The 25,203-nt window shown below is 40.8% G+C and carries 19 protein-coding genes; 12 read left to right on the forward strand and 7 right to left on the reverse strand.

Annotated elements, in window-relative coordinates:
* Positions 1-5 precede the first annotated feature (5 nt).
* From MAHAU_RS00540 to MAHAU_RS00560, 5 genes are all read right to left on the reverse strand, one after another.
* The gene (locus MAHAU_RS00540) at positions 6-689 is read right to left on the reverse strand and encodes a polyphosphate polymerase domain-containing protein (RefSeq protein ID WP_013779771.1); all 684 of its coding nucleotides are present in this window, start codon (positions 687-689) and stop codon (positions 6-8) included.
* A gap of 153 nt (positions 690-842) precedes the next feature.
* On the reverse strand, positions 843-2,189 hold the full coding sequence (locus tag MAHAU_RS00545; RefSeq protein ID WP_013779772.1) for a sensor histidine kinase: 1,347 nt from the start codon (positions 2,187-2,189) through the stop codon (positions 843-845).
* An 82-nt stretch (positions 2,190-2,271) separates the two neighbouring features.
* A complete protein-coding gene (locus tag MAHAU_RS00550; protein WP_013779773.1) occupies positions 2,272-2,943 on the reverse strand; it encodes a response regulator transcription factor in 672 nt (223 codons plus the stop codon).
* Positions 2,944-2,964: 21 nt separating this feature from the next.
* Positions 2,965-4,461: a sugar ABC transporter ATP-binding protein gene (locus tag MAHAU_RS00555; protein ID WP_013779774.1), complete on the reverse strand. Its 1,497-nt coding sequence runs from the start codon at positions 4,459-4,461 to the stop codon at positions 2,965-2,967.
* Between the two features lie 19 nt (positions 4,462-4,480).
* Positions 4,481-5,245, reverse strand: a complete 765-nt coding sequence (locus tag MAHAU_RS00560; RefSeq protein ID WP_013779775.1) for a DeoR/GlpR family DNA-binding transcription regulator — start codon at positions 5,243-5,245, stop codon at positions 4,481-4,483.
* Positions 5,246-5,447: 202 nt separating this feature from the next.
* On the opposite strand from MAHAU_RS00560, the gene MAHAU_RS00565 reads away from it, so the two are divergent.
* The 12 genes from MAHAU_RS00565 to MAHAU_RS00620 all read left to right on the forward strand — a co-directional run bounded on the left by MAHAU_RS00565 (position 5,448) and on the right by MAHAU_RS00620 (position 22,597).
* Complete coding sequence (locus MAHAU_RS00565; protein ID WP_013779776.1) at positions 5,448-6,953, forward strand: sugar ABC transporter ATP-binding protein; 1,506 nt, start codon at positions 5,448-5,450, stop codon at positions 6,951-6,953.
* Between the two features lie 21 nt (positions 6,954-6,974).
* Positions 6,975-7,976, forward strand: coding sequence for an ABC transporter permease (locus MAHAU_RS00570; protein WP_013779777.1), 1,002 nt, complete (start codon positions 6,975-6,977; stop codon positions 7,974-7,976).
* A 24-nt stretch (positions 7,977-8,000) separates the two neighbouring features.
* Positions 8,001-9,071, forward strand: a complete 1,071-nt coding sequence (locus tag MAHAU_RS00575; protein WP_013779778.1) for a substrate-binding domain-containing protein — start codon at positions 8,001-8,003, stop codon at positions 9,069-9,071.
* Between the two features lie 512 nt (positions 9,072-9,583).
* Positions 9,584-11,341: a sensor histidine kinase gene (locus MAHAU_RS00580; protein WP_013779779.1), complete on the forward strand. Its 1,758-nt coding sequence runs from the start codon at positions 9,584-9,586 to the stop codon at positions 11,339-11,341.
* Complete coding sequence (locus tag MAHAU_RS00585) at positions 11,335-12,828, forward strand: response regulator transcription factor (RefSeq protein ID WP_013779780.1); 1,494 nt, start codon at positions 11,335-11,337, stop codon at positions 12,826-12,828. The genes MAHAU_RS00580 and MAHAU_RS00585 overlap by 7 nt, the downstream gene beginning before the upstream one ends.
* 142 nt (positions 12,829-12,970) lie before the next feature.
* On the forward strand, positions 12,971-13,903 hold the full coding sequence (locus MAHAU_RS00590; protein ID WP_216086263.1) for an ABC transporter permease: 933 nt from the start codon (positions 12,971-12,973) through the stop codon (positions 13,901-13,903).
* Positions 13,904-13,917: 14 nt separating this feature from the next.
* The gene (locus tag MAHAU_RS00595; protein ID WP_013779782.1) at positions 13,918-14,811 is read left to right on the forward strand and encodes a carbohydrate ABC transporter permease; all 894 of its coding nucleotides are present in this window, start codon (positions 13,918-13,920) and stop codon (positions 14,809-14,811) included.
* A gap of 62 nt (positions 14,812-14,873) precedes the next feature.
* Entirely contained in the window at positions 14,874-16,589 is a 1,716-nt protein-coding gene (locus MAHAU_RS00600; protein ID WP_013779783.1) for an ABC transporter substrate-binding protein, read from the forward strand.
* 217 nt (positions 16,590-16,806) lie between these two features.
* Positions 16,807-17,769 (forward strand): ABC transporter permease, encoded by a 963-nt coding sequence (locus MAHAU_RS00605; RefSeq protein WP_013779784.1) that lies wholly within the window; start codon positions 16,807-16,809, stop codon positions 17,767-17,769.
* Positions 17,770-17,788: 19 nt separating this feature from the next.
* Complete coding sequence (locus tag MAHAU_RS00610; RefSeq protein WP_013779785.1) at positions 17,789-18,667, forward strand: carbohydrate ABC transporter permease; 879 nt, start codon at positions 17,789-17,791, stop codon at positions 18,665-18,667.
* Between the two features lie 66 nt (positions 18,668-18,733).
* Positions 18,734-20,329: an extracellular solute-binding protein gene (locus MAHAU_RS00615; RefSeq protein WP_013779786.1), complete on the forward strand. Its 1,596-nt coding sequence runs from the start codon at positions 18,734-18,736 to the stop codon at positions 20,327-20,329.
* Between the two features lie 81 nt (positions 20,330-20,410).
* Positions 20,411-22,597 carry a rhamnogalacturonan lyase gene (locus MAHAU_RS00620; protein ID WP_013779787.1) on the forward strand — a complete coding sequence of 729 codons (2,187 nt, stop codon included), beginning with the start codon at positions 20,411-20,413 and terminating at the stop codon, positions 22,595-22,597.
* A gap of 33 nt (positions 22,598-22,630) precedes the next feature.
* Here the strand turns inward: MAHAU_RS00620 and MAHAU_RS00625 are convergent, their stop codons facing one another.
* Complete coding sequence (locus MAHAU_RS00625; protein ID WP_013779788.1) at positions 22,631-23,446, reverse strand: response regulator transcription factor; 816 nt, start codon at positions 23,444-23,446, stop codon at positions 22,631-22,633.
* Positions 23,421-25,202: a sensor histidine kinase gene (locus MAHAU_RS00630; RefSeq protein WP_013779789.1), complete on the reverse strand. Its 1,782-nt coding sequence runs from the start codon at positions 25,200-25,202 to the stop codon at positions 23,421-23,423. The genes MAHAU_RS00625 and MAHAU_RS00630 overlap by 26 nt, the downstream gene beginning before the upstream one ends.
* Position 25,203: the final 1 nt, after the last annotated feature.

Consider the following 25,203-nt stretch of genomic DNA (forward strand, 5'->3'; position numbering starts at 1 on the left):
ATCTATCACTCCCAATTCAAAATTCTTGATGCTGCATATTTAGAAAAAGATGTACGATGGCGGTGGCGGAGGCGCGTGATGTCGCATATAAACTGCGGTAAAAAGGCGTCATATTTTATTTCCAGAACTGCTCGGCCGTCTATATGCACCGTTGGAGCATAGGGCTCTAGAAATTGTCTGATCAATATACCACGTTTTATATCACTGTCTACGGTAATACGAATATTGCCCGCAGGATGGGCAAAGGCTTCGCGCCGGTATATTACCACGCTTTTGGGACGGAGAATGTTTGTGGCTATATGTGCGTATAACTCTCTCATGAGAGGATGATCGGTCGTTTTGAGCCAATCCCACTTGCCGTTCAATATCTTTCTGCATTGTTCAAATGTAATGGGAGCGCTTTCTTTGTATGATAAATCGGAGCTCTTACATTTTTTCTCCAGGCGTATGAAATCCGTATTATCATTATAGTAGCGCAGCCTGAATTTTGTCCTTGGCGTTACGCCGTCCAGCTTTTCCTGCAGCGCGGTATCATCAGGCGTATCGAAATACAAACTGTGCACGATATAACTGCCGGACTCGTCGGCAAATGGATCGTGCTCCAGTGCAAGGGACAGTCGGCGGATTATCTCTATGCGGTCGAAAACATCTATTTCATGTTTTAATTCATGACGATAATGTTGATTCATAATTATCCCTCCTATGCTTATTTTTCGTTACTCGTATGTTAAACCGCTGTTGTCGGCTCATCGAGTATTACAGGTAATAGTATAGGAGGGTTATTTGAAGCCTGTGAGGTGATGATGTGAATGTTATGTGAATTTTCTCTTATATTTTGGTGATTATTGCTCCGCAAGCTTTAACTCAAACCAAAAAGTGCTGCCGGCCCCAGGCTTGCTCTCTACGCCACATTTGCCGTCGTGCATCTGTATTATGGATTTGACGATTGAAAGGCCCAGGCCTGTACCTAAAGCGGCCCGACGATGGGTTTTATCCACTTTATAATATCTGTCCCAGATATTGTCTATATGCTCGGGCGATATACCATCGCCGGTGTCTTTTACGGATATGCGGACATAGCCGTCTTTTATCTGCTGGCTTACAGCGACGGTTTTATCTTTACCGGTGTAAGTGAGGGCGTTGCCTAACAGATTGTATATCACCTGAGAAATTTTTAGCTCGTCAGCTTCTACCCAGGCATCCCCATCGGATGAAAAAGTTATGTCGTAACCGTCTTTTTTCGTAAATTGAGCGCAACGTTCGATAGTTTGCTTTGCTACATCGGTCAAATTGAAACGGCTGATCTGAAGTTGCTGTGTGCCCGATTGCAGTTGAGATAGTTCCATCAAATCGTTTACCAGGCGGGTCAGGCGATTTGCTTCATCAATGATAACCCGGATATTTTCAGGCGTGTTTTCGTCGGGCAAGTCGCGTATTATCTCGCCATAACCCGTTATCATGGTGAGCGGCGTGCGCAGATCATGCGATATGTTGGCTATCAGCTCACGACGCAATTTCTCAGTCTTTGCTAATTCCTTAGCGGCGTTATTTAAGGTTTCGTTTAACTCCATTATTTCCCTGTAGCCGGTCCCGTTGAATGAAACATCGTAATTGCCCTTTGCCAGTTTCTTAGCAGAATCGTTGATCTTTATAATGGGTCTGGCAATGCCTCTGGATAATATAAATGCCAAAAATGCTGCAGCTGCAATGAGAATTAGCGTGGCATAAATAAGCTGTACCCTCAAAGTTTTGACGGTGGCGTCCACCGGTGTTATGCTGGATCCCAAAAGCAACGTCCATGTTTGATCACCAGCCTTTTGTATCACTTTGACGCATACGATGGTTTGCATAGGGTTCTTCGGCGGAGAAGGCATAAATCCGTTTTGCGGTCGAGACGGAGCTGCTTGCTCGTAACGTTTGAATAAAAGCCCGCCGGAACGCATGGCTTCCCAGTAAAGCTGACGCACGTCGGCTGCCGATAGCCTATCTATTATGCGGTCGTAAGGCTGGTTGGTGCGGTATAATTCCATACCATCGTTGTCCAGCACCCTAACGTTTAGCTCATTACGCGAGGATATATCTTCCAATATAGATGATATGTCCGATGAATCTATGTTTTCGGCTATATATTCCGCCGAGGCGCGTATATCTTTTATTTTTATAGCTTCGTAAAAATCTTCCAAAAGCATAGTCTGGAATATCCATAAAAATAATATAGTGCATAGGATAAAGATGGCTAGGTAGATAAAGATTTTCCATCTTATGCTGATATTATTGTGTTTCAAAGCGGTACCCCACTCCCCTTACTGTGACTATCAAACGGCTGTATTCTTTGAGTTTTTTGCGCAGTAACTTGACGTGCGTATCCAAGGTGCGATCGTCCCCGTAGAAATCGTATCCCCATACTTCTTGCATCAGCTTATCTCTCGAAAGGGCGATATTTTTATTCCGTACCATATAAAAGAGCAGATCGGATTCGCGGGGGGATAAATCTATCCGTTGTCCATCTATCTCCACGGTATGCGCGGCAAAGTTTATAGAAAGCCTTTCGTATATAAAGGCGTCGCTTTCTGTCTCTGCTTTGCGAGTGCGCTTCATTATGGCATCGACGCGCAGCATGAGTTCCTTAGGCGAAAATGGTTTCACTACGTAATCATCCACGCCGAGTTCGAAGCCGTGTATGCGGTCGTATTCCTCGCCCCGCGCCGACAGCATCAATACAGGTGTGTCGCATATTTTGCGTATCTCATGGCATGTCGAAAAGCCATCCAATTCCGGCATCATGACATCTAAAATAATAATGTCGAAATTATGCCTTCGGCAGAGCTCAATGGCCTGCATGCCGTTTTCAGCTTCGACTATCTCATGTCCTTCGAATATGGCATATTTGCGAATAAGTTCGCGTATTTTCGGTTCATCGTCTACTACCAGTATATTATACATAACAATCTCTCCGTTTTCGGTTTATTTACCTGAAGCATAGCGGAATACCAACTCCTGAGAGGCTTCATGACGCAACAATTCCTTTGCTATGCGCCCTTTATGGAGCACCAGCAGCCGATCGCACATACCCAGCAGCTCGGGTAATTCAGGCGATATCATTATTATACCACTGCCGTTGCGGGCCAGTTCATTCATGAGGTTGTACACCTCAACCTTTGAGCCTATGTCCAGCCCGCGCGTAGGCTCATCCAAAATAAACACGCGAGCTTTTGCCAGCATCCATTTAGCTATCAATACCTTTTGTTGGTTACCGCTGCTCAGCTTTGAAACTGCCTCTCGACTTTTTGGCGTTTTAATGCCTAGCTTTTTTATATACATATTAGCCAGCTTGTCCTCTTTATGCTTGTTTATCATCAGATCTTTAGTGAATTGATGTAGGTTGGCTGCCACCATGTTAGCTGATATGCTCATATAAGGGAATAAGCCTTGTTCCAGACGGTCTTCGGAAAGAAGGGCTATCCCATTTTCTATGGCCTCTTTAGGTGAGCTTATTCGCACTTTTTGCTGGTCTATGAATATCTCGCCCGTGCTTATAGATTCGGCGCCGAACAAAGCCTTGGCCAATGTGCTGCGCCCAGAACCTAAAAAGCCTGCTATACCCAATATCTCGCCTTCATGGAGAACAAAAGATATATCGCTTAATTGATCTTTAACGCTTAGGTCTTTTACGCGAAAAACCTCCGCGCCTTTTTTTATGGGAAGTTTCGGATATTTATCCTTTACGTCTTTTCCTATCATTTGAAATATGAGCGAATCTGGATCGGCGACATCTACCGCTTCTGTGCTTATAAGCGTGCCGTCGCGCATTACGCTTACGCTATCGGCTATCATCCATATTTCTTCTAAACGGTGAGTTACGTATATAATAGATGCACCGCGCTGAGAAACTATGTTTTTCAGCACAGAGAATAATTGCATGATTTCCTGCTCGGCTAGAGCTGATGTAGGTTCGTCCATTATCAATATGCGGGGTTGTTGTGCTAAAGCCCTGGCTATTTCCACCATTTGGCGCTTTGGCATACTTAGATCCTCTACTATAGCGCGTGGATCTATGGGGAAACCTAATTGTTCTAATAAAGCCTTGGCTTTGCAAAATAAGGCACGCCAGTTTATCAAATCAACAGAGCCTTTTATCATAGGCTTATTGCCTATAAATATATTTTCGGCTACGGTAAGATGAGGAAATAGCGCAAAATCTTGATATACCATGCTTATGCCGAGTTTTTGGGCATCAGCGGGGGAGGAAATGGTAACTCTTTTTCCATCAATGTATATTTCGCCGCTGTCCATGGGCACAGCCCCGGTTAAGACCTTCATAAGCGTGGTTTTTCCGGCGCCGTTTTCTCCAAGGAGGGCATGTATCTCGCCCCTTTTTAATACAAGAGATACGTTACTTAATGCTGCGGCATTTGCAAATTGCTTGCACACATTTTTGAGCTCCAATATTATTTGATCCATAGCTAGCACCTCCGGCCTCTCATAATTGATAGGTAGTGAAGATGGGTATTTCTTCATCAAAAAAGTATTTTTTAAATTCAATGGGTACTTTATCATTGGTTATGATTTTACCGGCATTATGTATCAGTCCTATTTGATTGAAGGCTATTTTGCCGAATTTGGTATAATCTGCTACTATGATGACCTCTTTTGTTATTCTCATCATAGCCTTTGTGACGGAGGCCTGCTGCGCATTGTTAATGGTATAACCCCTATCTTCGGATATACCATCCACTTCGATAAACGCCTTATTTACAAACATATCGCTTAAGAATTTCTCAGTCAGATCGCCATATAAGGATAGATTGGATCCAATCAAATACCCCCCGGGTATTATTACATTTATATTGGTACAATCGGCCAATTCTATAGCGATATTAAGATCTATGGTTACTATTGTGAGGTTATTTTTATCTTTTAAATTCCTGGCTATTTCCAGGCACAATGAACCGGGACCCAACAGTATGGCTTCATTGTCGTCTACCATATGAGAGGCTATTATACCTATCTGCTCGCGCTCCTCTTTTAATGGATCTTCTTCTTGCTGAGGAGGATTGGCGTCTGGTTCCTTCAATATGGCCCCACCGTGGGTTTTGGTTAGAAAGCCTTGCCCTTCGAGTTTTTCCAGGTCGCGCCGTACTGTTACCTCGGATACATCCAATATGGAACTCAAGGTTACTACATCTATTTGTTTTTTCTCCAGGAGAATCTCTTTAATTTTTTCCAATCTTTGTGCTGCAAACATATATTATCCTCACCCATCTCATTTTATGATAATTTTGTTGTATTATCAATAGATTTTATTATTCTTTAGATGACTTACAATAGAGAAACATATTAATAAAAATTGATAAAAAATAATAAAAAAAAATAACTCAGAAAAGAAGGAATTTTAATTTTTATGTCGAATATATAAATATGATAATAAAAAGGAAGGAGGAAGAAAATTGCCTGTCAATGAAGTCCTATTGGATGTAAGGGATATAGTAAAGAGATTTCCCGGTACAGTGGCATTATCCGGTGTATCGCTGGAAATATTTAAAGGTGAAATACATGCGCTGGTGGGTGAAAATGGTGCCGGTAAATCAACGCTTATGAATATTATAGGTGGTGTATTGCAGCCCGATGAAGGCGAGATCTTCTGGAACGGACAGAAAGTGCACTTTGCTGACACTCGTCATGCCCAGGAAGCCGGTATAGGTTTTGTGCATCAGGAACTAAGCTTGTGCCCCGATGTCAGCGTGGCCGAGAATATATTCATGGGCAGGATGCCTGTTAAAGCTGGCGGAATGATAGACTATGATGAGCTTTATAAGAGATCATCGGAGATACTCAAGATGCTCAACAGCAATATTTCACCCAAAAAGCAACTTAGGAAATTAAATGTCGGCGAGCAGCAAATAGTGGAAATAGCCAAGGCATTATCGCTTAACTGCAAGCTGCTCATATTGGATGAGCCCACGTCATCGCTTACCGAAAATGAGGTTGAAATTCTTTTCCGATTACTGCGTTCTCTAAAAAGTCAGGATATAAGCGTGTTGTATATAAGCCATAGATTGCAGGAAATATTCGATTTGTGCGATAGGGTGACAGTACTACGGGACGGGCATTATATAATGACGCGTCTGGTGAGCGAAGTTACCGAAAATGACCTTATAGTATCTATGGTAGGCAGGAATATAGATGCTATGTATCCTGATAAATCTGAAGAGAGAGGACAGCTTATACTTAAAATAAGCGATCTATCTCATGCCGACGATTTTAAAAACGTAGAGTTTGAGTTATATAAAGGTGAAATATTAGGTTTTGCTGGCCTTATAGGTGCAGGCAGGAGTGAGATGGCGCGCGCTATATGCGGCATAGACCCAAAAGACAGCGGTGAAGTATATGTTTACGATCAAAAGCTGAACATATCCGAATATGGCGACGCCATCCGGAATGGCATAGGATATATGACTGAAGACCGTAAAGAACAGGGCCTTTTTCTTAATCTGGAGGTGAAAAAGAACATATCGGCTGCCAAGCTGTCCAATATCGCAAACGGCATCTTCATAGACAATGACCGAGAAAAACGTCTGGCCGAGCGATTTGTAACCTCGTTGAATATAAAAGTGTCATCCATAGAGCAACCGGTAGAAAGCTTAAGCGGTGGCAATCAGCAAAAGGTTATGCTGGGTAAATGGCTGGCTATAGAGCCGAGGATACTTATTATGGATGAGCCTACAAGAGGCATAGATGTTGGGGCAAAGGCAGAGATACACGCTTTGATGCGGCAACTCGCTGAGCAGGGTGTGGGTATAATACTCATATCGTCTGATATGCCGGAGATAATCGGTATGAGCGATAGGGTCATAGTTATGCATGAAGGGTGTATATCGGGAGAATTGAGCGGTTCGAATATAACTGAAGAAAACATAATGACATTGGCGTCAGGCGTCTGTCAGACAAAGTAAATTATAGATTGGAGGAAGAATATGGCACAAATAAATAGTCAAACGAGCCTAACAAGTACCGCTAAGTCATCATTTTGGCAGCGTATGATGGCTATACGCGAAATGGGCCTGCTGCTCATAATAATATTGCTGATGATCGTACTTTCACTGGCTAGTCCGCACTTTTTAACGGCCAGCAATATAACTACTACCCTCATAGGTCTGGCTACAGATGGTATTATAGCCGTCGGAATGACTATAGCACTGGTATCGGGAGGCTTTGATCTATCGGTAGGGTCGGTCCTGGCTTTAAGCGGCGTGGCTACAGGAGCACTTTATATAGGCGGTATGAACATATGGCTTGCTACTATATTGGGTCTTGTGATTTCTGTGGGTTGCGGCATGGTAAACGGCTATTTTATAGGCAAGATAGGCATAAATCCTATGATAACGACATTGAGCATGATGAATATAGCTCGAGGTGCAGCCTATGTTTTGACAGAGGGATCGCCCTTATCCCTGGCCCAAACGCCGAAAGCTTTTACAAATTTAGGTGGAGGTACAGCGCTGGGTATACCAGTCATAGTATTGATATTTATAGTAATAGCGGTCATAGGCGATTATATGATGAGGCACTCAGCATTTATACGGCAGGTATTTTATGTGGGCAGCAATTCCAAAGCCGCTTCTCTGTCAGGCATAAATGTGAGTAAAGTTAAATTCCTGGTATTTATAATTGTAGCTGTACTCTCGGGTATAGCCGGTATATTGACGTTGTCGCGCTTTAACGTAGCTACTCCGTCGGCAGGGCTCGGCACTGAAATGAGGGTTATGTCGGCGGCCATAATAGGTGGTGCCAGCTTGAGTGGCGGCGAGGGTACGGTCTTTGGCGCCGTATTGGGCGTTATACTTCTGGCACTGGTCAATGACGGTCTTGTGCTGCTGGCTGTATCGGTATATTGGCAAGATTTGATAAGCGGCATAATATTACTTGCGGCAGTTACTCTCGATTATATAAATCATACCAGACGTAGGACTGCATAAAAATAAGAATGGAGGTTGTTTAACATGTTTAGAAACAAAGGCAAAAGGATATTGGCATTGGTCATGGCGGTAGCGCTTATGACGGGATTGATGCTGACAGGGTGCAGCAATGCAGATAATGCTTCGCCAACGAATTCGTCAAATAGCAGCGGTACAGCATCATCTTCTTCAGATTCGTCGTCTCAGTCACCGTTTGTAGGGAGCAAAGACGAGGAATACTATATGGTCACATTTTCCTCAGGTATAGAATATTGGAAAGGCTGCTTCAAGGGATTTGAGGATGCCGGCAAACAGCTGGGAGTAAAGACTACATATACCGGTGCAAATCAATACGATGTGAACCAGGAAGTGACGGTATTAGAACAGGTCATAGCTAAAAATCCGGCCGGTATAGCGGTTACATGTATAAACCCGGATGCTCTGGCGGCACCTATAAAAAAGGCGAAGGATGCAGGCATACCCATCGTTACATTCGATGCCGACTCCCCGTCGTCAGGGAGGTATTCATTCCTGGCTACAGGTAACAAAGCAGCCGGTGCTATGGCGGCCGACTATCTTGGCAAAGAGCTGAATGGTAAAGGTAAAGTAGCTATATGCACGCTTCCAGGCCAATTGAACCATGAAGAACGTGTCGCAGGCTTTAAAGAAACTATGGCCAGCAAATATCCGGATATAGAGATAGTATCCACGGTGAACGGCAAAGCCGATCAAACCATAGCGGCTACTATGATGTCTGGTGTGTTGCAGGCAAACCCCGATGTAAACGGCATATTTGCGTCAGACGCCACCAGCGGCGTGGGTGTTGCTACAGCGGTAAAAGAGGCCGGCAAAGTAGGACAAGTAAAAATAGTAAGCTTTGATACCGATAAAGGCACGTTGGATCTTATAAAAGATGGCACTATAACGGCTTCGGTGGCACAGGGTACATGGAATATGGGTTATTGGTCCATGATGTTCCTCTATACCTTGCATCATGACCTGGTCAATCCTGTAGACGGTTGGAAAAATAAGAATATAAATCCTCTGCCGCCATCGGTGGACACCGGTACCAATATGGTTACCAAGGATAATGTTGATGCTTTCTATACAAAATAGAGGTCTATTTATAGAGCATTAAGAAACCTCCTTGATTTTGCGCAGTGGGGCTACAAGTCCTCATTGCGCAAAATTATTTATATTTCTCATCCAATATTTTCTCTTAAAGGAATTTCTATACTATAAGGCGAATATCATATAACTTCGATTCGTAATATATAACTGAAACGGGTGATACAAAGCGATGCAAATGATATAAAGCCGGAGAACGCCTTGAAATATTGCGTAGGCGTACTCAATGAGTGCAGCGCAGAGCAAGCGTAGGTCGGGCATGGACGCCCGACCAGCCGGCATTGAGCATGGACGCGAATTGCCGGCGTTAGCTTGCTCAAGCGAAACGAATTGTAAGTACGCCAGCAATATTTCATGAGCGGGCGTAGGATTTATATCCTTGCATCGCTGAATTTGTTATATTACGAATCGCAGATCATATAATAATCCTTTCTCATTTTTAAATAAAATGGTGTATAATATTATTGTATTATACACAAAACGCTTGGTGGGAGAGAATATTGAAGATAAAGAATAAACTTCTCATATCCTATATGCTGGTAGTACTTCTACCGGTGTTGCTGGTAGGCATAATATTGACTAACGCTATTAAAGAAATGGCTCTGGATGCGGCTGTCAAAGAAGCTTCAGATAATGTTAACAGAATATACAATAAGTTAAATGAGACATTTAATACAACTATAGATATATCTCTGCAGGTGCAAGGGGATGATAACCTAGAAGCCCTTTTGAGCGCAAGCTATACATCGGTGTCAGATATATTGGATGCCTATAACCACTATAAGACATTTGACAGCTATTTGCTTTTATACAGCCAGTTGCAGGATATCAAACTGTACGTTTACAACCTATCTATACTAAATAGCGGCTATTTTATAAGAATAACGGACGATGTATACGAAACCTCATGGTATAAAAATATTTATCAGAAAAAAGGCCAAATATCATGGCAGTATGTATATGACGAGCAAAAGGATGAATATTCCCTATGTGTGACAGGCCTTTTAAAAAACCGGTATGCCAGTAGTCCTTTAGGAGTGATGCTCATAAGCCTGAAAAACGATTACTTGAATTCTATTTTTGAGAATGAACCTTTCGATGTTATGCTTATAGATGATACAGGCCATGTAGTTGCCGCGAAGGATAGGGATTTGACAGGAAAAACTGTAAAAGAGACTGGTCTTTATGATATTGCCGCTGCATCGGACGGCATATACAAGATGATGTATGGCAATGACCTTTTTCAGGTTATAGTGAGGGATATAATGCCCAGCGTTAACAACGAAAATTTCAAAATTGTATCTTTATTTCCTATTAAGGAAATAGAGGCTAAAACTGCGCCGGCAAGCCGCCTGGGCTTTTCCATAATAGGCTTGAGCCTGGCTGTGGCTCTTGCACTCATATTTATTTTCTCCAACACCATGAGTGCAAGGATCATGGCAATAAGCAAAGATATGCATAGGATTGCGGGAGGCGATTTTGATTTTTCTCCTACGTTAAAAGGAAAAGACGAAATCGGACAACTTTCACGGGATCTGGGTGTGTTGACTAAGAGCATAAAAACACTTATACATGAAGTATATGAATCAAATATGCAGAAGAGCCAGCTTATGGCAAAACAAAAAGAAATAAAACTTCAAATGCTGGCCAGTCAGATAAATCCTCATTTTCTATTCAATACGCTTGAAACTATACGCATGCAGGCCCATTGCTCAGGAGAAAAGGAGATAGCTCGGGTAGTGAAGTTGCTCGGGAAAATAATAAGGAGAAATCTTGAGGTAGGAAATGAACTAGTAAAACTTAGTTCCGAGATAGAGGTAGTCAACGATTATCTTGACATAGAAAGATTCAGATATGGCGATAAAATTGACTATAATATAAGCTGCCAGGAAGGTATTGCAGATTATATGATATTGCCGTTGCTGATACAACCAGTAGTGGAAAATGCTATAGTACATGGCCTTGAACGAAAGCAGGGCAAGGGCAATATAGATGTTGATATTTTAAAAGAAGGCGGTTTATTGAAGATAATAATCCAAGACGATGGAATGGGCATGGACGATGAGGAGTTGAATAAGGTAATAACTGCACTTGATAAAATAGATGATATGCCAGGATACAGGATAGGCTTGAGAAATGTGCATCAACGTATAAGGTTGTTTTACGGTGACGGTTACGGTATTAAGATATACAGTAAATCTGGAAACGGTACGCGCGTAGAGATAATTCTGCCGGGGAATGAAGTGATACCATGCTGAAAGTCCTACTAATAGATGATGAGCCTATTATCAGAAATGGGCTTAAAACAATTATAGATTGGAATAAATATGGTTTTGAAATAGTGGGTGATGCTGCGGACGGTATGGACGGCCTCAATAAATGCGAAGAACTTAGTCCCGACCTGGTGATAGCCGATGTAAGGATGCCGGGTATGGATGGTTTGGAAATGATAGAGGCATTGCAAAATAAAGGTATAAATTGTAAATTTATAATACTTTCCGCTTACTCTGATTTTGAATATGCACAAAAGGCCATAGAGTTGGGAGCTAAATTTTATATATTAAAGCCTATAGAAGAATCAGAACTTATAGATAAACTAGAAAAAGTTTACGAAACAATAAAAAATGAGAGGAAAATAAAACAAAGCATCTTTCTGTCGCGCGACAAAGCTTTAGAAAATATAATCTTAGGCCGCTATGAAGAGTCTTATAATGAAATATATAATTTGGGATTTCCTTGGAAAGTATATCAGGTTGTGCTCCTGCACTTATGTGAAGAAAGTACTCAGGCAAAAGAAATTGTAAGAGATAAGATGTCAGAGCTGGTATTATATCGTTTCAGAGGTTACGCGGTTGATGTTGAAGGCGATACATGCCTGCTTATGGAAAATGATAGATATGATCAAGCGCTTATATGCTTTTTTGCGGATGCATTATCCCGACTGGAAAGAACATTGAATATAAGGTTATTTGTAGCCCTTGGTCAGCCTGTTTGCAATGCCGGAGATATTAATGCATCCTATGTACATGCCCGGCGGCTGATGAATCAGAGGTTTCTTCTGTCTCAAGATGGTGTCATAGCAGATGTACAGGACAGCCAACTCGATATGGCTGTGTGTGATATGGACGTTTTGTTGGATAGGTTATATGGGGCTGTTGATTCGGGCAATACGCTTCGTGTAACTGAGCTCATAGAGGACTTTAAAAACTCGTTTATTCTAAAGAATGCATCAGAGGAACTTATTAAAATAAGTTATGTTAATCTTTATACCATGATAGTTGACAGGATCAGAGCAAGTGAGAAGAGCTTATCAGAAGGTGTGTTTATCAATGAGAGCATAATAGATAAGGCCTACTCTGCTCTTCATCTCAAAGAATTGCACGAGGGTATAAAAGGGAAATTGATTTCTTTATCTGAAGAATTAGCCCGAAAGCGCCCATACAGTCTTATGGAAAAAATACTGGATTATATTGATAGAAACTGTAATCAAGATATTAAATTAAATAAATTGGCAGATATTTTTGGATATAACAGCGCATATCTCGGCAAACTGTTCAAGGACTTTACAGGTGATAACTTCAACGATTACTTAAATAAGACGAGGATAGAAAAGGCTAAAGAATTTCTGCAGGCAGGGATGAAAGTATCTCAAGCGGCAGAGAAGGCCGGTTATAAAGATGTAGATTACTTTTACCGCATGTTTAAAAGATATACTGGAGATATACCTTCTGCATATAAAAAATAACACATCTAATTTTTACATGAAAACATCTAAAGTTTATAGGATGTTTATACAAGGCAGATCATGATATATTTTAAATCGTAAATACTATATATCGTTTGGGAGGAGGAAATTCTTGATGAAATCGACCGGCGTAGATACCTCTATGCCCATAAACAGGAATTTAAAACGCAAAAACATATGGAGTATTATATCTCAGCAGAAATATTTGATAATGATGTGTTTACCATTTGTCATATGGGTGATAATATTTGCATATGTGCCATTATGGGGATGGACCATGGCCTTTCAGGATTATAAGCCCGGTCTATCGTTTTCACAGCAGCAATGGGTTGGCTTTAAGTATTTTGTAGAGCTTTTTCAGGATAATTATTTTTATCTCGTTTTAAGAAATACGTTGGCTATGAGCCTTCTGGGTTTAGCATTTGGATTTACCTTGCCAATTGTTCTGGCCTTGCTATTGAATGAGATAAAAAATGATTTATTTAAGAGAACTATTCAGACAGTATCATATTTACCACATTTCGTATCTTGGGTCGTCGTGGCCAGCCTAGTCACCGAAATGCTGTCGGGTAGCGGTACTATAAATAATATATTGCTGGCACTGGGAATTATAGATAAGCCTATACAATTTATGGCCCAGCCTCAGTATTTCTGGTGGATAGTTACAGGAGCAGACATATGGAAAGAATTGGGATGGAATTCTATAATATTTTTAGCGGCTATCTCCAGTATCAATCCTGAGCTATATGAGGCAGCGACAGTGGACGGAGCAGGAAGGTTTGGCAAGATGTGGCACATAACGTTGCCTGGTATCATGCCGACGGTGATGGTTATCTTGGTTATGACTATAGGGAATTTGATCAATATAGGGTTTGAGAAACAAATGTTATTGAGGAACCCTCTGGTAAAAGAATATGCTGATGTTATAGACCTTTATATTTTGGATTTCGGTATTGGCAGTGCTAGATATGCATTGGGTACGGCAGCCGGCATGTTTAAGTCGGTGGTATGTGTTACGTTGCTTTTTATAGCAAATACATTCAGCAAGAAATTTGCTGATATAAGGGTGGTATAAGGGAGGCGTTATTTTTGAAACGTTCAGCAGGAGATCTAATATTTGATGTGATAAATTATAGTTTAATGGTAATACTGGCAGTGGTAACGTTGTATCCTTTCCTTCACGTGCTGGCAGTATCCCTAAATGACTCTATAGACACTATAAGGGGTGGCATTACTATATTTCCCAGGGAATTTACATTAGCTAATTATAAGGAGATTCTAAGTTCCCCTAATATTGCCTGGGCTACCTTTATATCGATTGCACGCACCGCAATAGGTACTATAACTGGCATCATAGCGACTTCCATGGTGGCTTATGTTATAAGCAGGCAAGATTTTTTTGCCAGGAGATTTGTATCAGGGCTTTTCGTCATAACAATGTATATAAGCGGTGGCATGATACCGAGCTATATGCTGATGCGCAGCCTGCATCTGATCAATACCTTTTGGGTTTATATATTCCCAGGTCTTATAAGCGCATTCAATGTAGTGGTATTGAGATCATATATGGATGGGTTACCCGTGGATTTACAGGAATCGGCGAAGTTGGACGGCGCTAATGACTTCATAATATATGCTCGTATAATAATGCCTTTATGCACGCCTGTAATAGCGACGCTGTGTTTGTTTATAGCGGTGGGGCACTGGAATTCGTGGTTTGATACCTACCTTTATAATCCCTTTAATGAAAAATTGACTACTTTACAGTTCGAATTACAGAAGATGCTTACTAACGCTCAAGCGCAAATGACATCTTCTCAAGACATATATGGATTTGCGCATAGTGAGCAGGCCAAAAGGATATCGCCGGATTCGTTGAGAATGGCAATGACCATTGTAGCTACATTGCCTATATTAGTGGTGTACCCATTTGTGCAGAAGTATTTTATGCAGGGCCTTATACTTGGTGCCGTGAAGAGCTAATAAGGCTATAAAATCCTTAAGGATTTTATAATAAATAACATTAATAAGGAGAGGATTTTGTTATGAGAAGAATGGTTGCTTTGTTGATGGTGATGTTTATGGCGCTCATGCTTTTTGCCGGATGCGGTAAATCATCGGACACCGGTCAGACAAATGAGACTTCGCCTAAAGAAACATCCGATAAGACCACAGGAGGTGAAGATGCTGCCAAAGAGCCTATTACATTTACTATGTATAGCGCTGATGCAAACCCAAACGCTGATCAGTTCAAAAGTCCTGTGGCAGAGAAGATAAAAGAAATAACGGGAGTAACGCTCAATATCAATCATGAAGCTGGCAGCGATCCCAAGCAGACGTTGTCTATAATGGCAGCTAGCGGCGATTATCCAGACCTGGTATTTGCTAAAGGCGATCTTTATCTGTTAAAAGATGCTGGCGGCATACTCCAGTTAGATGACCTTATAGAGCAGCATGGGCCAAACATTAAAGCCCTTTTTGGCGATTATCTTCCCAGATTACGTTGGAGTCTGGATGATCCGCATATATATTATGTAGGATCGTATCCGGTATACCAGGAAAGCCTTACGCCAGGCGGGGCATTCTGGCTGCAGCATGCAGTAGTTAAGGATTTGGGATATCCTAAGATAAATACATTGGCCGATTACGAAAACGCCATAAAGGAATATTATCATAAATACCCTGAAATAAATGGTCAGCCCACCATACCGTTTACCTTGCTGGCTGACGGATGGCGATTCCTCATATCGGTGACCAATCCGGCATGGGCGGCTACCGGTGGTTCTGACGATGGGGAATGGTATGTAAATCCTGATACTTATCAAGCTGTCCGCCACGTGACCAGAGAAGAAGAGAAAGAGTATTTCAAATGGCTTAACCATATGTATAACGAAGGCTTACTGGATCCAGAAAGCTTTACACAGAAATACGATCAATATAAGGCTAAGATAGCATCCGGGAGGGTGTTGGCCATGGCTGACGCACAATGGGAGATCAACGATGCTGAGGTGGCTTTGAGACAAGCTGGTATGGAAGATCGCATGCATGGTCTGTATCCTGTCATGTTGTCGAGCGACATGAAGTGCCGCGTGAATCAAAGCCCAGGTTATACAGGAGGCTGGGGCATATCCATTACTACCAAGTGTAAGGACCCTGAGAGGGCGATGGAATTTTTGGATTGGATGTCCACCGAAGAAGCCCAGGTACTCACCCACTGGGGTATAGAGAACGTACATTGGAAGTATGACAGCAATGGCAAGCGTGTATTCTTGCCGGAGATAGAGGAACAAAGGCGTACAGATCCATCTTTCAGTAAAAAAACCGGTATAGGCAATTATACTTATCCATTCCCTGAATGGGGTAATGGTAAAAAGGATTCTACCGGCAACTATGTACAGCCCGACAGCGAAGTGGAAGATATCATTAAGAATTATACTGATACCGAAAAAGAGGTACTGGCCGGCTATGGTGCCACTACATGGATGGATCTCTTCCCCAAACCGAACGAATTCCCGGTTAAACCGTGGGGGGCCGTGTGGATGTATCATATAAGCGATTCCGATATAACGGCTATAGACAGCAAACTGACCAATGATATAGGGCCGCGTTTGGTGCCGAAAGCTATACTGGCACCCAAAGATCAGTTCGATAAAGAATGGGATAACTACTTGAGCGAGATGAATAAGGCAGGCCTTCCAAAGGTGACAGATGAGATCAACAAGCTGCTGCAGGAGAAGCTGGAACTCTGGGGAGTAAAATAATAATACTATTGATATAAATCCTACCGATGTACATCGGTAGGATTTATATTGCAAACCTATCACATACTGCGAAAAGCCAATGAATACCCAAAGCATTATTTTTATAAAATCTTCATAGAAATATATTGGCATTTTAATATTATCCAATTACACATATCCGTAAAAGGTATATAACGCGTTTTGCAATCGATGTCATGATTAAAGGGAGATGAAGCTTATGAAGGAAACGTTGGTTAAACAATCCGGCTCGGGGTCAGCCATTATAACACCACCAAAATCCAGCGCTTGGTCTGCGATAAAAAAAGATCCATGGCTTTATATACTATTGATTCCTGGTTTATTATATTTTATCATCTTCAAATATCTGCCTATGTTTGGAATCATCATAGCATTTCAAGATTATCAGCCTTATTTAGGAATACTCAAAAGCGAATGGGTTGGATTTGAGCATTTTAGAGATTTTTTTACCAATCCAGATTTCTTTAAATTGTTGAGGAATACACTGCTTATATCATTATATAATTTAGTTTTTTCTTTCCCATTACCAATTGTTCTGGCATTATTGCTCAATGAAGTCAAAAATTCCGCATTTAAGCGCACAGTACAAACCATGGTCTATGTACCTCACTTTATATCATGGGTGGTTATAGCCAGTATAACGTATGTTCTTTTAACCACTGAAGGAGGCGTCATAAATGAGATTTTGTTTAGGCTTACAGGCAATAAAATAGCCTTTCTTACCGACCCTAAATGGTTTAGACCGCTCATCGTAACGCAGACTATCTGGAAAGAAACGGGATGGGGTACTATCATATTTTTAGCTGCATTATCGGGTGTAGACCCAACGTTATATGAGGCAGCAACTGTAGATGGCGCCACAAGATGGCAGCAGACATGGTATATAACCTTGCCTGCGATAAGCAGTACCATAGTGATAATGCTGATTTTAAGACTGGGCAGCATATTGGATACAGGCTTTGAACAAATATTTTTGATGATGAATTCCTTAAATCGTGAAGTTGCTGATGTGTTTGACACCTATGTTTACGTAATGGGTATAACGCAGGGGGCCTTTAGTTACAGTACAGCAGTCGGATTATTTAAGTCAGTGGTAGGGCTTATATTAATTGAAGCTGCCAATTATTTTGCCAGAAAAGTGGGAGAAACTTCATTATTCTAGGAGGAAGGGAGCAATAAGAATGAAGAAAAAAACGTCTTTAGGTAGCAATGTATTTGATATATTTAATTATGCTTTTTTGGCTTTTTGCGCTATAATCACAATTTTGCCTTTTATATATGTCATAGCTGCTTCATTTGCTACGGATGTCGAAATTGCGGCGAGACCATTTTTCTTATTTCCTAAAAAGCCTACATTGGAAACTTATCGGTATATATTCGCATCTGAAAGCATAATCCATAGTTTATTCGTATCTATTTATGTTACGGTAGTGGGAACGTTGGTTAATTTATTCTTTACTTTTACCATGGCGTATCCGCTATCGAAGAGCAATATAGTCGGTAAGAATTGGATAATAAATGGCATAATATTCTGTATGCTTTTTAGCGGCGGTATGATACCGACATATATAGTTATAAAAAGCCTTCATCTATTGGATACTTATTGGGCATTATGGCTTCCTGGTGCAATTAGCCCATTTAATTTGTTCATCGTAAGAAATTTTTTTCAACAATTGCCTAATGAGCTAGAAGAAGCTGCTAAAATAGATGGATGCTCTACTATAGGTATATTTTTAAGAATAATACTGCCATTGTCTATGCCTATCATCGCTACTTTTACCTTATTTTACGGAGTAGGACATTGGAATAACTTTTTTGGGCCGTTACTTTATATAAATGATTCTAATAAATGGCCTTTACAAGTTATGCTAAGGAATATAGTCCTGCTTTCTTCCGGTATAATGTCTGATTTATCACAGTTTGACCCAAACTTTGTTCCGCCTGAGGAATCTCTAAAGATGGGTGTAATAGTGGTAGGGACTGTTCCAATATTGCTAGTGTACCCATTTTTACAGAAATATTTTGTAAAAGGCGTACTTGTAGGCTCTTTGAAGGGGTGATGTAGTATGAGATAATTAAGTGATTGCTAGCAAATGGCCTTAAAAAATAAAAGGGAGGAATTAATTATGAAGACTTCAAACAAATCAAGCAGACGTTGGATTAGGATTATATGTGTGGCCGTTCTGGTCCTCTCATTATTGGCTGGTTGCGGAGGTAATGAGAGTACAACCAATAGTGGGCAAGATGATACATCTAGCAGGAATACGGCGCAGGAGGGAAAACCATTTAAGATTACTATAATGACCCAAACGTTCGATGCTGATCCAGCACCGGCTGATAGCCCGGTCATACAGGCAATGGAAGAATATACAGGGGTAGATGTAGATATAAACTGGGTGCCTTCCACATCGTACGACGATAAACTAAATACCACTTTAGCGAGTGGTAGTCTACCTATGGTGGTATTAGCAGGGTCAAAATCTCCAAGCATAATAAGTGCATGTAGGGCGGGCGCCTTCTGGGAATTGGGGCCTTACTTAAAAGATTATCCTAACTTAAGCAAGGCTAACCCTGTTATACTTTATAATTCGTCCATAGATGGCAAAACATACGGTATCTATAGAGGGCGAGATCTGGGCAGAAATGGCATAGTTTATCGTAAAGATTGGCTGGATAATACCGGCTTGGATGTTCCTAAGACTATAGATGATTTTTATAACATGTTGAAAGCATTTACCTATGATGATCCGGACAAAGATGCCAAGCAGGATACTTACGGTATGGTAGTGACAAAGTATAATGGACCGTTTAAGATTATGCTCACGTGGTTTGGAGCGCCTAATGAATGGGGGGATGACGGAAGTGGCCGGTTAGTGCCATCTTTTACTACTGATGAATACATGGACTGCTTAAAGTTCTGGAAAAAGATGTATGATGAGAAACTGATTAATCAAGATTTTGCTGCTGTTGATCCCGGTAAATGGAATGATCCGATTTACGCTGAAAAAGCTGGCGTAAAGGTAGATGTACTAGATGATGCAGGGCGATGGGAGGACCAATTTAAGAAGGCCGGTATAAGTGCGGTCGTAGACGTTATTGGAGCTGTGGAAGGGCCGAAGGGACTCAGGAATCTGCCGACTTCCGGTTATTCGGGCATGTACCTTGTTTCTAAGAGTGTAAAGACCGAGGATGATTTAAAGAAGGTTATTGCATTTTTGGATAAATTAGGCGATAAGGAAATGCAAGATTTACTGGGATGGGGCATAAAAGATCGACATTACAAGCTGGTGAATGGTGAGATAGAACCTATAACTGATCTTCCGGCTGATATAGCCCGTGAGGTTCATGGTACCAATCAATTGCTAACGTATATACCTCCTGAAAATGCGATGCCGCGTGCGCAAAGTGAGCTTAGGAAAAAGGCGAGTCAGACCATGAAAGAGAATGAGAAGATAATAGTTCCCAATCCTGTGGAACCATTTGTCTCGCAAACTGATACCTATGCAAAGAAAGGTCAGCAATTAGACAATATTATAGAAGATGCCAGGGTAAAGTTTATAGCTGGGCAAATAGATGAAAATGGTTTTAAAAATGCTGTTGAACAGTGGCGCAATACTGGGGGAGATAAACTTATCCAAGAAGTCAATGAGTTGTACGAAAAATATAAAGATAGTATGCCGACAATGGATAATACATCTAACTCAACTACTATCAGTCAGTAGCAATGTGAATAGCTATTATACTCAGCTAACCGAGTATAATAGCTATCATTGCATAATTAAAGAAAGGGAGTATAAAGTAAAATGTTTGATAAAATATTTAAAAAATTTATAGTAATAGTAGTGGTAGCTTTAATATTTAATATAGTATATGTACCGCAGCAGAGTAGAGGTCAAGCTGCTTCCTATTCGAAGCGGCAGATGGAAGCTCTTGATAGAGGGCTTGTCGCTGCAGTTTCACAAGGCGGAGTTTTTCTAAGCTGGCGTATGTTTGCTACTGATCCTGCCGATATATCTTTTAATATTTACCGCAATGGCATTAAGATTAATAATTCGCCTATTCACACTAGCACTAACTATTTTGACACTGGCGGTACCGTTAATGATACTTATTATATAAGACCGGTGCTGGATAATATAGAACAAGCGCCGTCTAGTACTGTAACACCATGGAAGAACAATTATCTTGACATCCCCTTGATGAGACCGTCGGGCGGTGTTACACCTGATGGTGTGAATTATACGTATAATGCTAACGATTGTAGTGTTGGCGACTTGGACGGAGATGGTCAATATGAGGTCGTGCTGAAGTGGGATCCTACTAATGCTAAAGACAATTCACATGATGGATATACGGGTAACGTTTATATCGATGCTTATAAGCTGGACGGTACATTTTTATGGCGCATTGATCTCGGCAAAAATATTCGTGCGGGAGCTCATTATACTCAATTTATGGTATATGATCTTGACGGAGATGGCAAAGCGGAAATTGCATGCAAAACTGCCGACGGTACTATAGATGGTAAGGGTAAAGTGATAGGGAATGCGGAGGCAGATTATCGTAATTCTGCTGGCCGAATACTTGAGGGTCCGGAATATCTAAGTATATTCGAAGGGACCACCGGCCGTGAACTGGTTACCGTTCCTTATGAACCGGCAAGAGGGGATGTTTCATCATGGGGCGATAACTACGGTAACCGGGTAGATCGTTTCTTAGCCTGTGTGGCTTATCTGGATGGACAAAGGCCGAGCCTCGTTATGTGTAGAGGTTATTATACTAGAACGGTGCTGGTAGCGTATAATTGGAGGAATGGTTCATTATCTAAGGTATGGACTTTTGATAGCAATACAGACGGCAACCAAGGATATGCAGGCCAAGGTAATCATAACTTGAGTGTAGCTGATGTTGATGGAGACGGAAGGGATGAGATAATCTACGGCGCTTGTGCCATTGATGATGATGGCACGGGGCTATATACAACAGGGCTAGGGCATGGCGATGCTATGCATGTTACTGATATAGACCCCGACAGACCGGGTTTAGAGGTATGGCAGTGCCATGAGAGCGTAAGCACAGGTGCGGGCGCTAGCTTACGTGATGCCGCCACCGGCGAAATATTGTTTAGGGCCACTACATCTAAAGACTGCGGCAGGGCTTTGGCTGCTGATGTAGATCCGGCTTATAAAGGCTGTGAGATGTGGGCTGCAGCCGGAGTAGGCTTATACGATTGTAAAGGCCGTAAGATAAGCGATACTACACCGTCGATAAACTTTGCTATATGGTGGGATGGTGACCTTCAGCGAGAACTGTTGGATAATATTTCTGTAAGCAAATATAGTGATGGACAAATTATTAATTTGTTTACAGCAGATGGATGTGCATCAAACAACGGTACAAAGGCCAATCCATGTTTACAGGCAGATATATTTGGCGATTGGAGAGAAGAGGTTATTTGGAGAACAGCTGATAATAGTGCCTTGCGCATATACACTACAACATCTTTGACCGAGCATCGCATATATACCTTAATGCATGATCCGGTATACAGGCTGGGTATCGTTTGGCAAAATGTTGCTTATAACCAACCGCCGCATACAGGCTTTTATTTAGGTGGTGATATGCAGAGCCTACCAGTGCCGAACATATATACGCTCAATAATGTATTATACGCTGACGTAAATATACATCCGGATGTTTTAAACTTAAAGAGCAAAGGAACGTCTATAACCATAGAGATGGATCTTAACGGCTATGGTAGGTTAACATGTCCCAATATAGATGAATTAATATTTGAAATAAACGGTAAAACTTTAAATGACTGTAACAATATAGAATATAAGAACAATAAATTTAAGATTAAGATTAACAGGATAGATATGATTGAAGCTATAGCTAATAAAGACGGTGCTTTAGCTGTAAGCGTAAAAGCTAGATTGTCAGATGGCAAGTTCATTTGCGGGAGCGATGTGATTAAAACCATTCATTAGGAGGATTTGTTATAGCTGCCTCTTTATTTAAAATTATGATGTTTTCATGGGTTTTTTATACTCCGAAGGCGTCATATTGGTGAATTTTTTAAAGACCTGGCTGAAATATTGAGGATTATTGCCAAAGCCTGCTCTGCGTGCAATGTCATTTATAGAAGCATTGGGTTCACTGAGCATAATTTTTTTGGCTTGTTCAATGCGTATTCTGGCAAGGAAGTAGGAAAAGTTTTCCCCTACTTCCTTTTTGAATAATTTACCTAAATAATCTGGATTTACATACAAAACCTGCTCAGCGAGATAAGTAAGAGAGAATTGCTCGTTACCGATGTTATAAGCTATAATTTTTAAGGCATCTTTAACCAGCGAGCTGGTATTTTTATAATTTGTTATATATCTATCAATATCTTGAATTGCGATATCTTTTTTTGGGATATTATCTTTATTTACCCGAGATAATATGAATTCTACTTCTCTCTGATTTTCTATATCATTTATAACATTTTTCATGACATCCAATATTTCATCTTCATTGCAGGGTTTCAATATATAGTGTTTTATACCGTATTTCATGGCCTTATTAGCAAAGTCGAATTCCCCGTAGGCGGAAAGTATTACGAAATAGATTGTAGGATAGTGATTTTTTACCTTATCTATAAGCTCCAAACCGTTCATTCCAGGCATTTTAATATCTGTTATGACGATGTCAGGAACATCTCCGGTTATTTTTTCCCATGCTTCTATTCCGCTTGCCGCGGTATCGATACGTATATTAAGAGAAGCCCAGTCTACTATGGCCGAGATACCTTCGCGGATCAAGCGTTCATCATCGACCAGCAATGCTTTGTACAACCTCTTCATCTCCCTTATATGGAACTAACATATGAACTTGCGTTCCGTATCCGATGGTACTTTCTATTTTTAAACCATATTCAGAACCAAAAACTATCTTAAGCCGTTCGTCTATATTTTTGATACCTATGCTGTTTCCACTTGGATTGATCTCGTTATTATTCAGCTTTTCAAGGCGCTGTTCGGATATACCGGGGCCATTATCGCTTACTGTAATGCATAAACGATCTTTTGATTCTGTTGCCGACACGGTTATTTGGCATGCACCCTCCAGTTTCTCCAAACCATGCTGTATGGAATTTTCAATTAAGGGCTGCAGAGAAAGTTTGGGTATCATTGCATTGAGGTATTGATCTGGTATATCTATAGAAACGCTAAGGCGTTCTTCATATCGGTAACTTTGTATAGTTAAATAATCTTTTAAAATAGCTAATTCCTCTTTTAAAGGCACCAATAGGTTATGTGTGTCGATGGAATTTCTCAATAAATTACCCAACGATTTTGCCATAATAGCTATAGGTTCTTGTTTGTTTATTTTTGCCATCCAATTGATAGACTCTAGTGTATTGTAAAGAAAATGGGGATTGATCTGGGCTTGCAAAGCTTTAAGCTCTGCTTCTTGCATGGTTATATGCTTTAAGTAATTTTCCTTTATAAGATCATTTATTCTTTTAACCATTAGGTAAAAATCTTGCTGGAGTTTGCCTATCTCATCTAACCGGTTTTGGCCGGCTGTTATATTCATCTCACCGGTTATCTCAAAATTACCTTGTTCCAATGCTTTCATTTGCTCGGTTAATTGGCTCACAGGGACTGTTATGCCTTTATACAGCATCATCCCTAAAAATATGGCGGCGCCGAACGCACATAAGCATACTGCGAGCATTATATCTCTTGTGGCAATGATTTTGCCATAGATGATATTGTAAGGTATGGCAATAATGAATTTCCATCCGGTATAAGGCGATGTTATATGACTTATTATTAATTTTCCATTTCCTGTATCTTCAATATAGTAACTACTATCGGCATTTAGTTTGGCAAACCTATTTGGGGTATAAGGTTGTTTATTAGATTGATAAATAGTTATATTATCGCTTGATAACACATACATATTCGCAAAATATTTGCTATGCAGCAGTTGGTTTTCTTCAAATAACTTTGCCGGATAGATTCTAAGCACTAAAGTACCGAGACTTTCGAATGTAAGATTTTGCATACAACGTATGTTCCTTACGACTGTTATAAAGTTATTGTCCCCTGCTGGTTCAACCCATGCGGCCTTACCCTTGTTATCGTAAGCGTTGTTTCGCAGAGAAATGATTTCATCAGCATCTCTGATCGCTTTGCTTGTTCTGCCCCATGAATATTGCTTATTTGCGCTATCTATAATGCTTATGGATGCAATGTAGTTTCTGTATTGAGACCATGGTAAGATGATATCCTCCAATTGATCGATTGCTGCATAACGCTTATATGATGGTGAACTTGTGGATTTCACGATTTTAAGGGAGTCCTGTACCGTTTTATCCGTGACTATTTTAAAAGAAATCTCATCAATTTCCTTTACCTTTGCTTCGGCTATATTGGAGGATAAGGTCAATACATCTTTTATCTCTTGCTGTAATATATTATCATAACTGGAAAGTGAAAACTGAAAGGCAGATAAACTGGTACCGCTTATAATTATGGATGTGAGGAATAATATCAAAAACAATCTTTCTTTTATTTTTAGGTTTAAAAATAATCTCCTCATA

This window comes from Mahella australiensis 50-1 BON (genome assembly GCF_000213255.1).
GTDB classification, from domain to species: domain Bacteria; phylum Bacillota; class Clostridia; order Mahellales; family Mahellaceae; genus Mahella; species Mahella australiensis.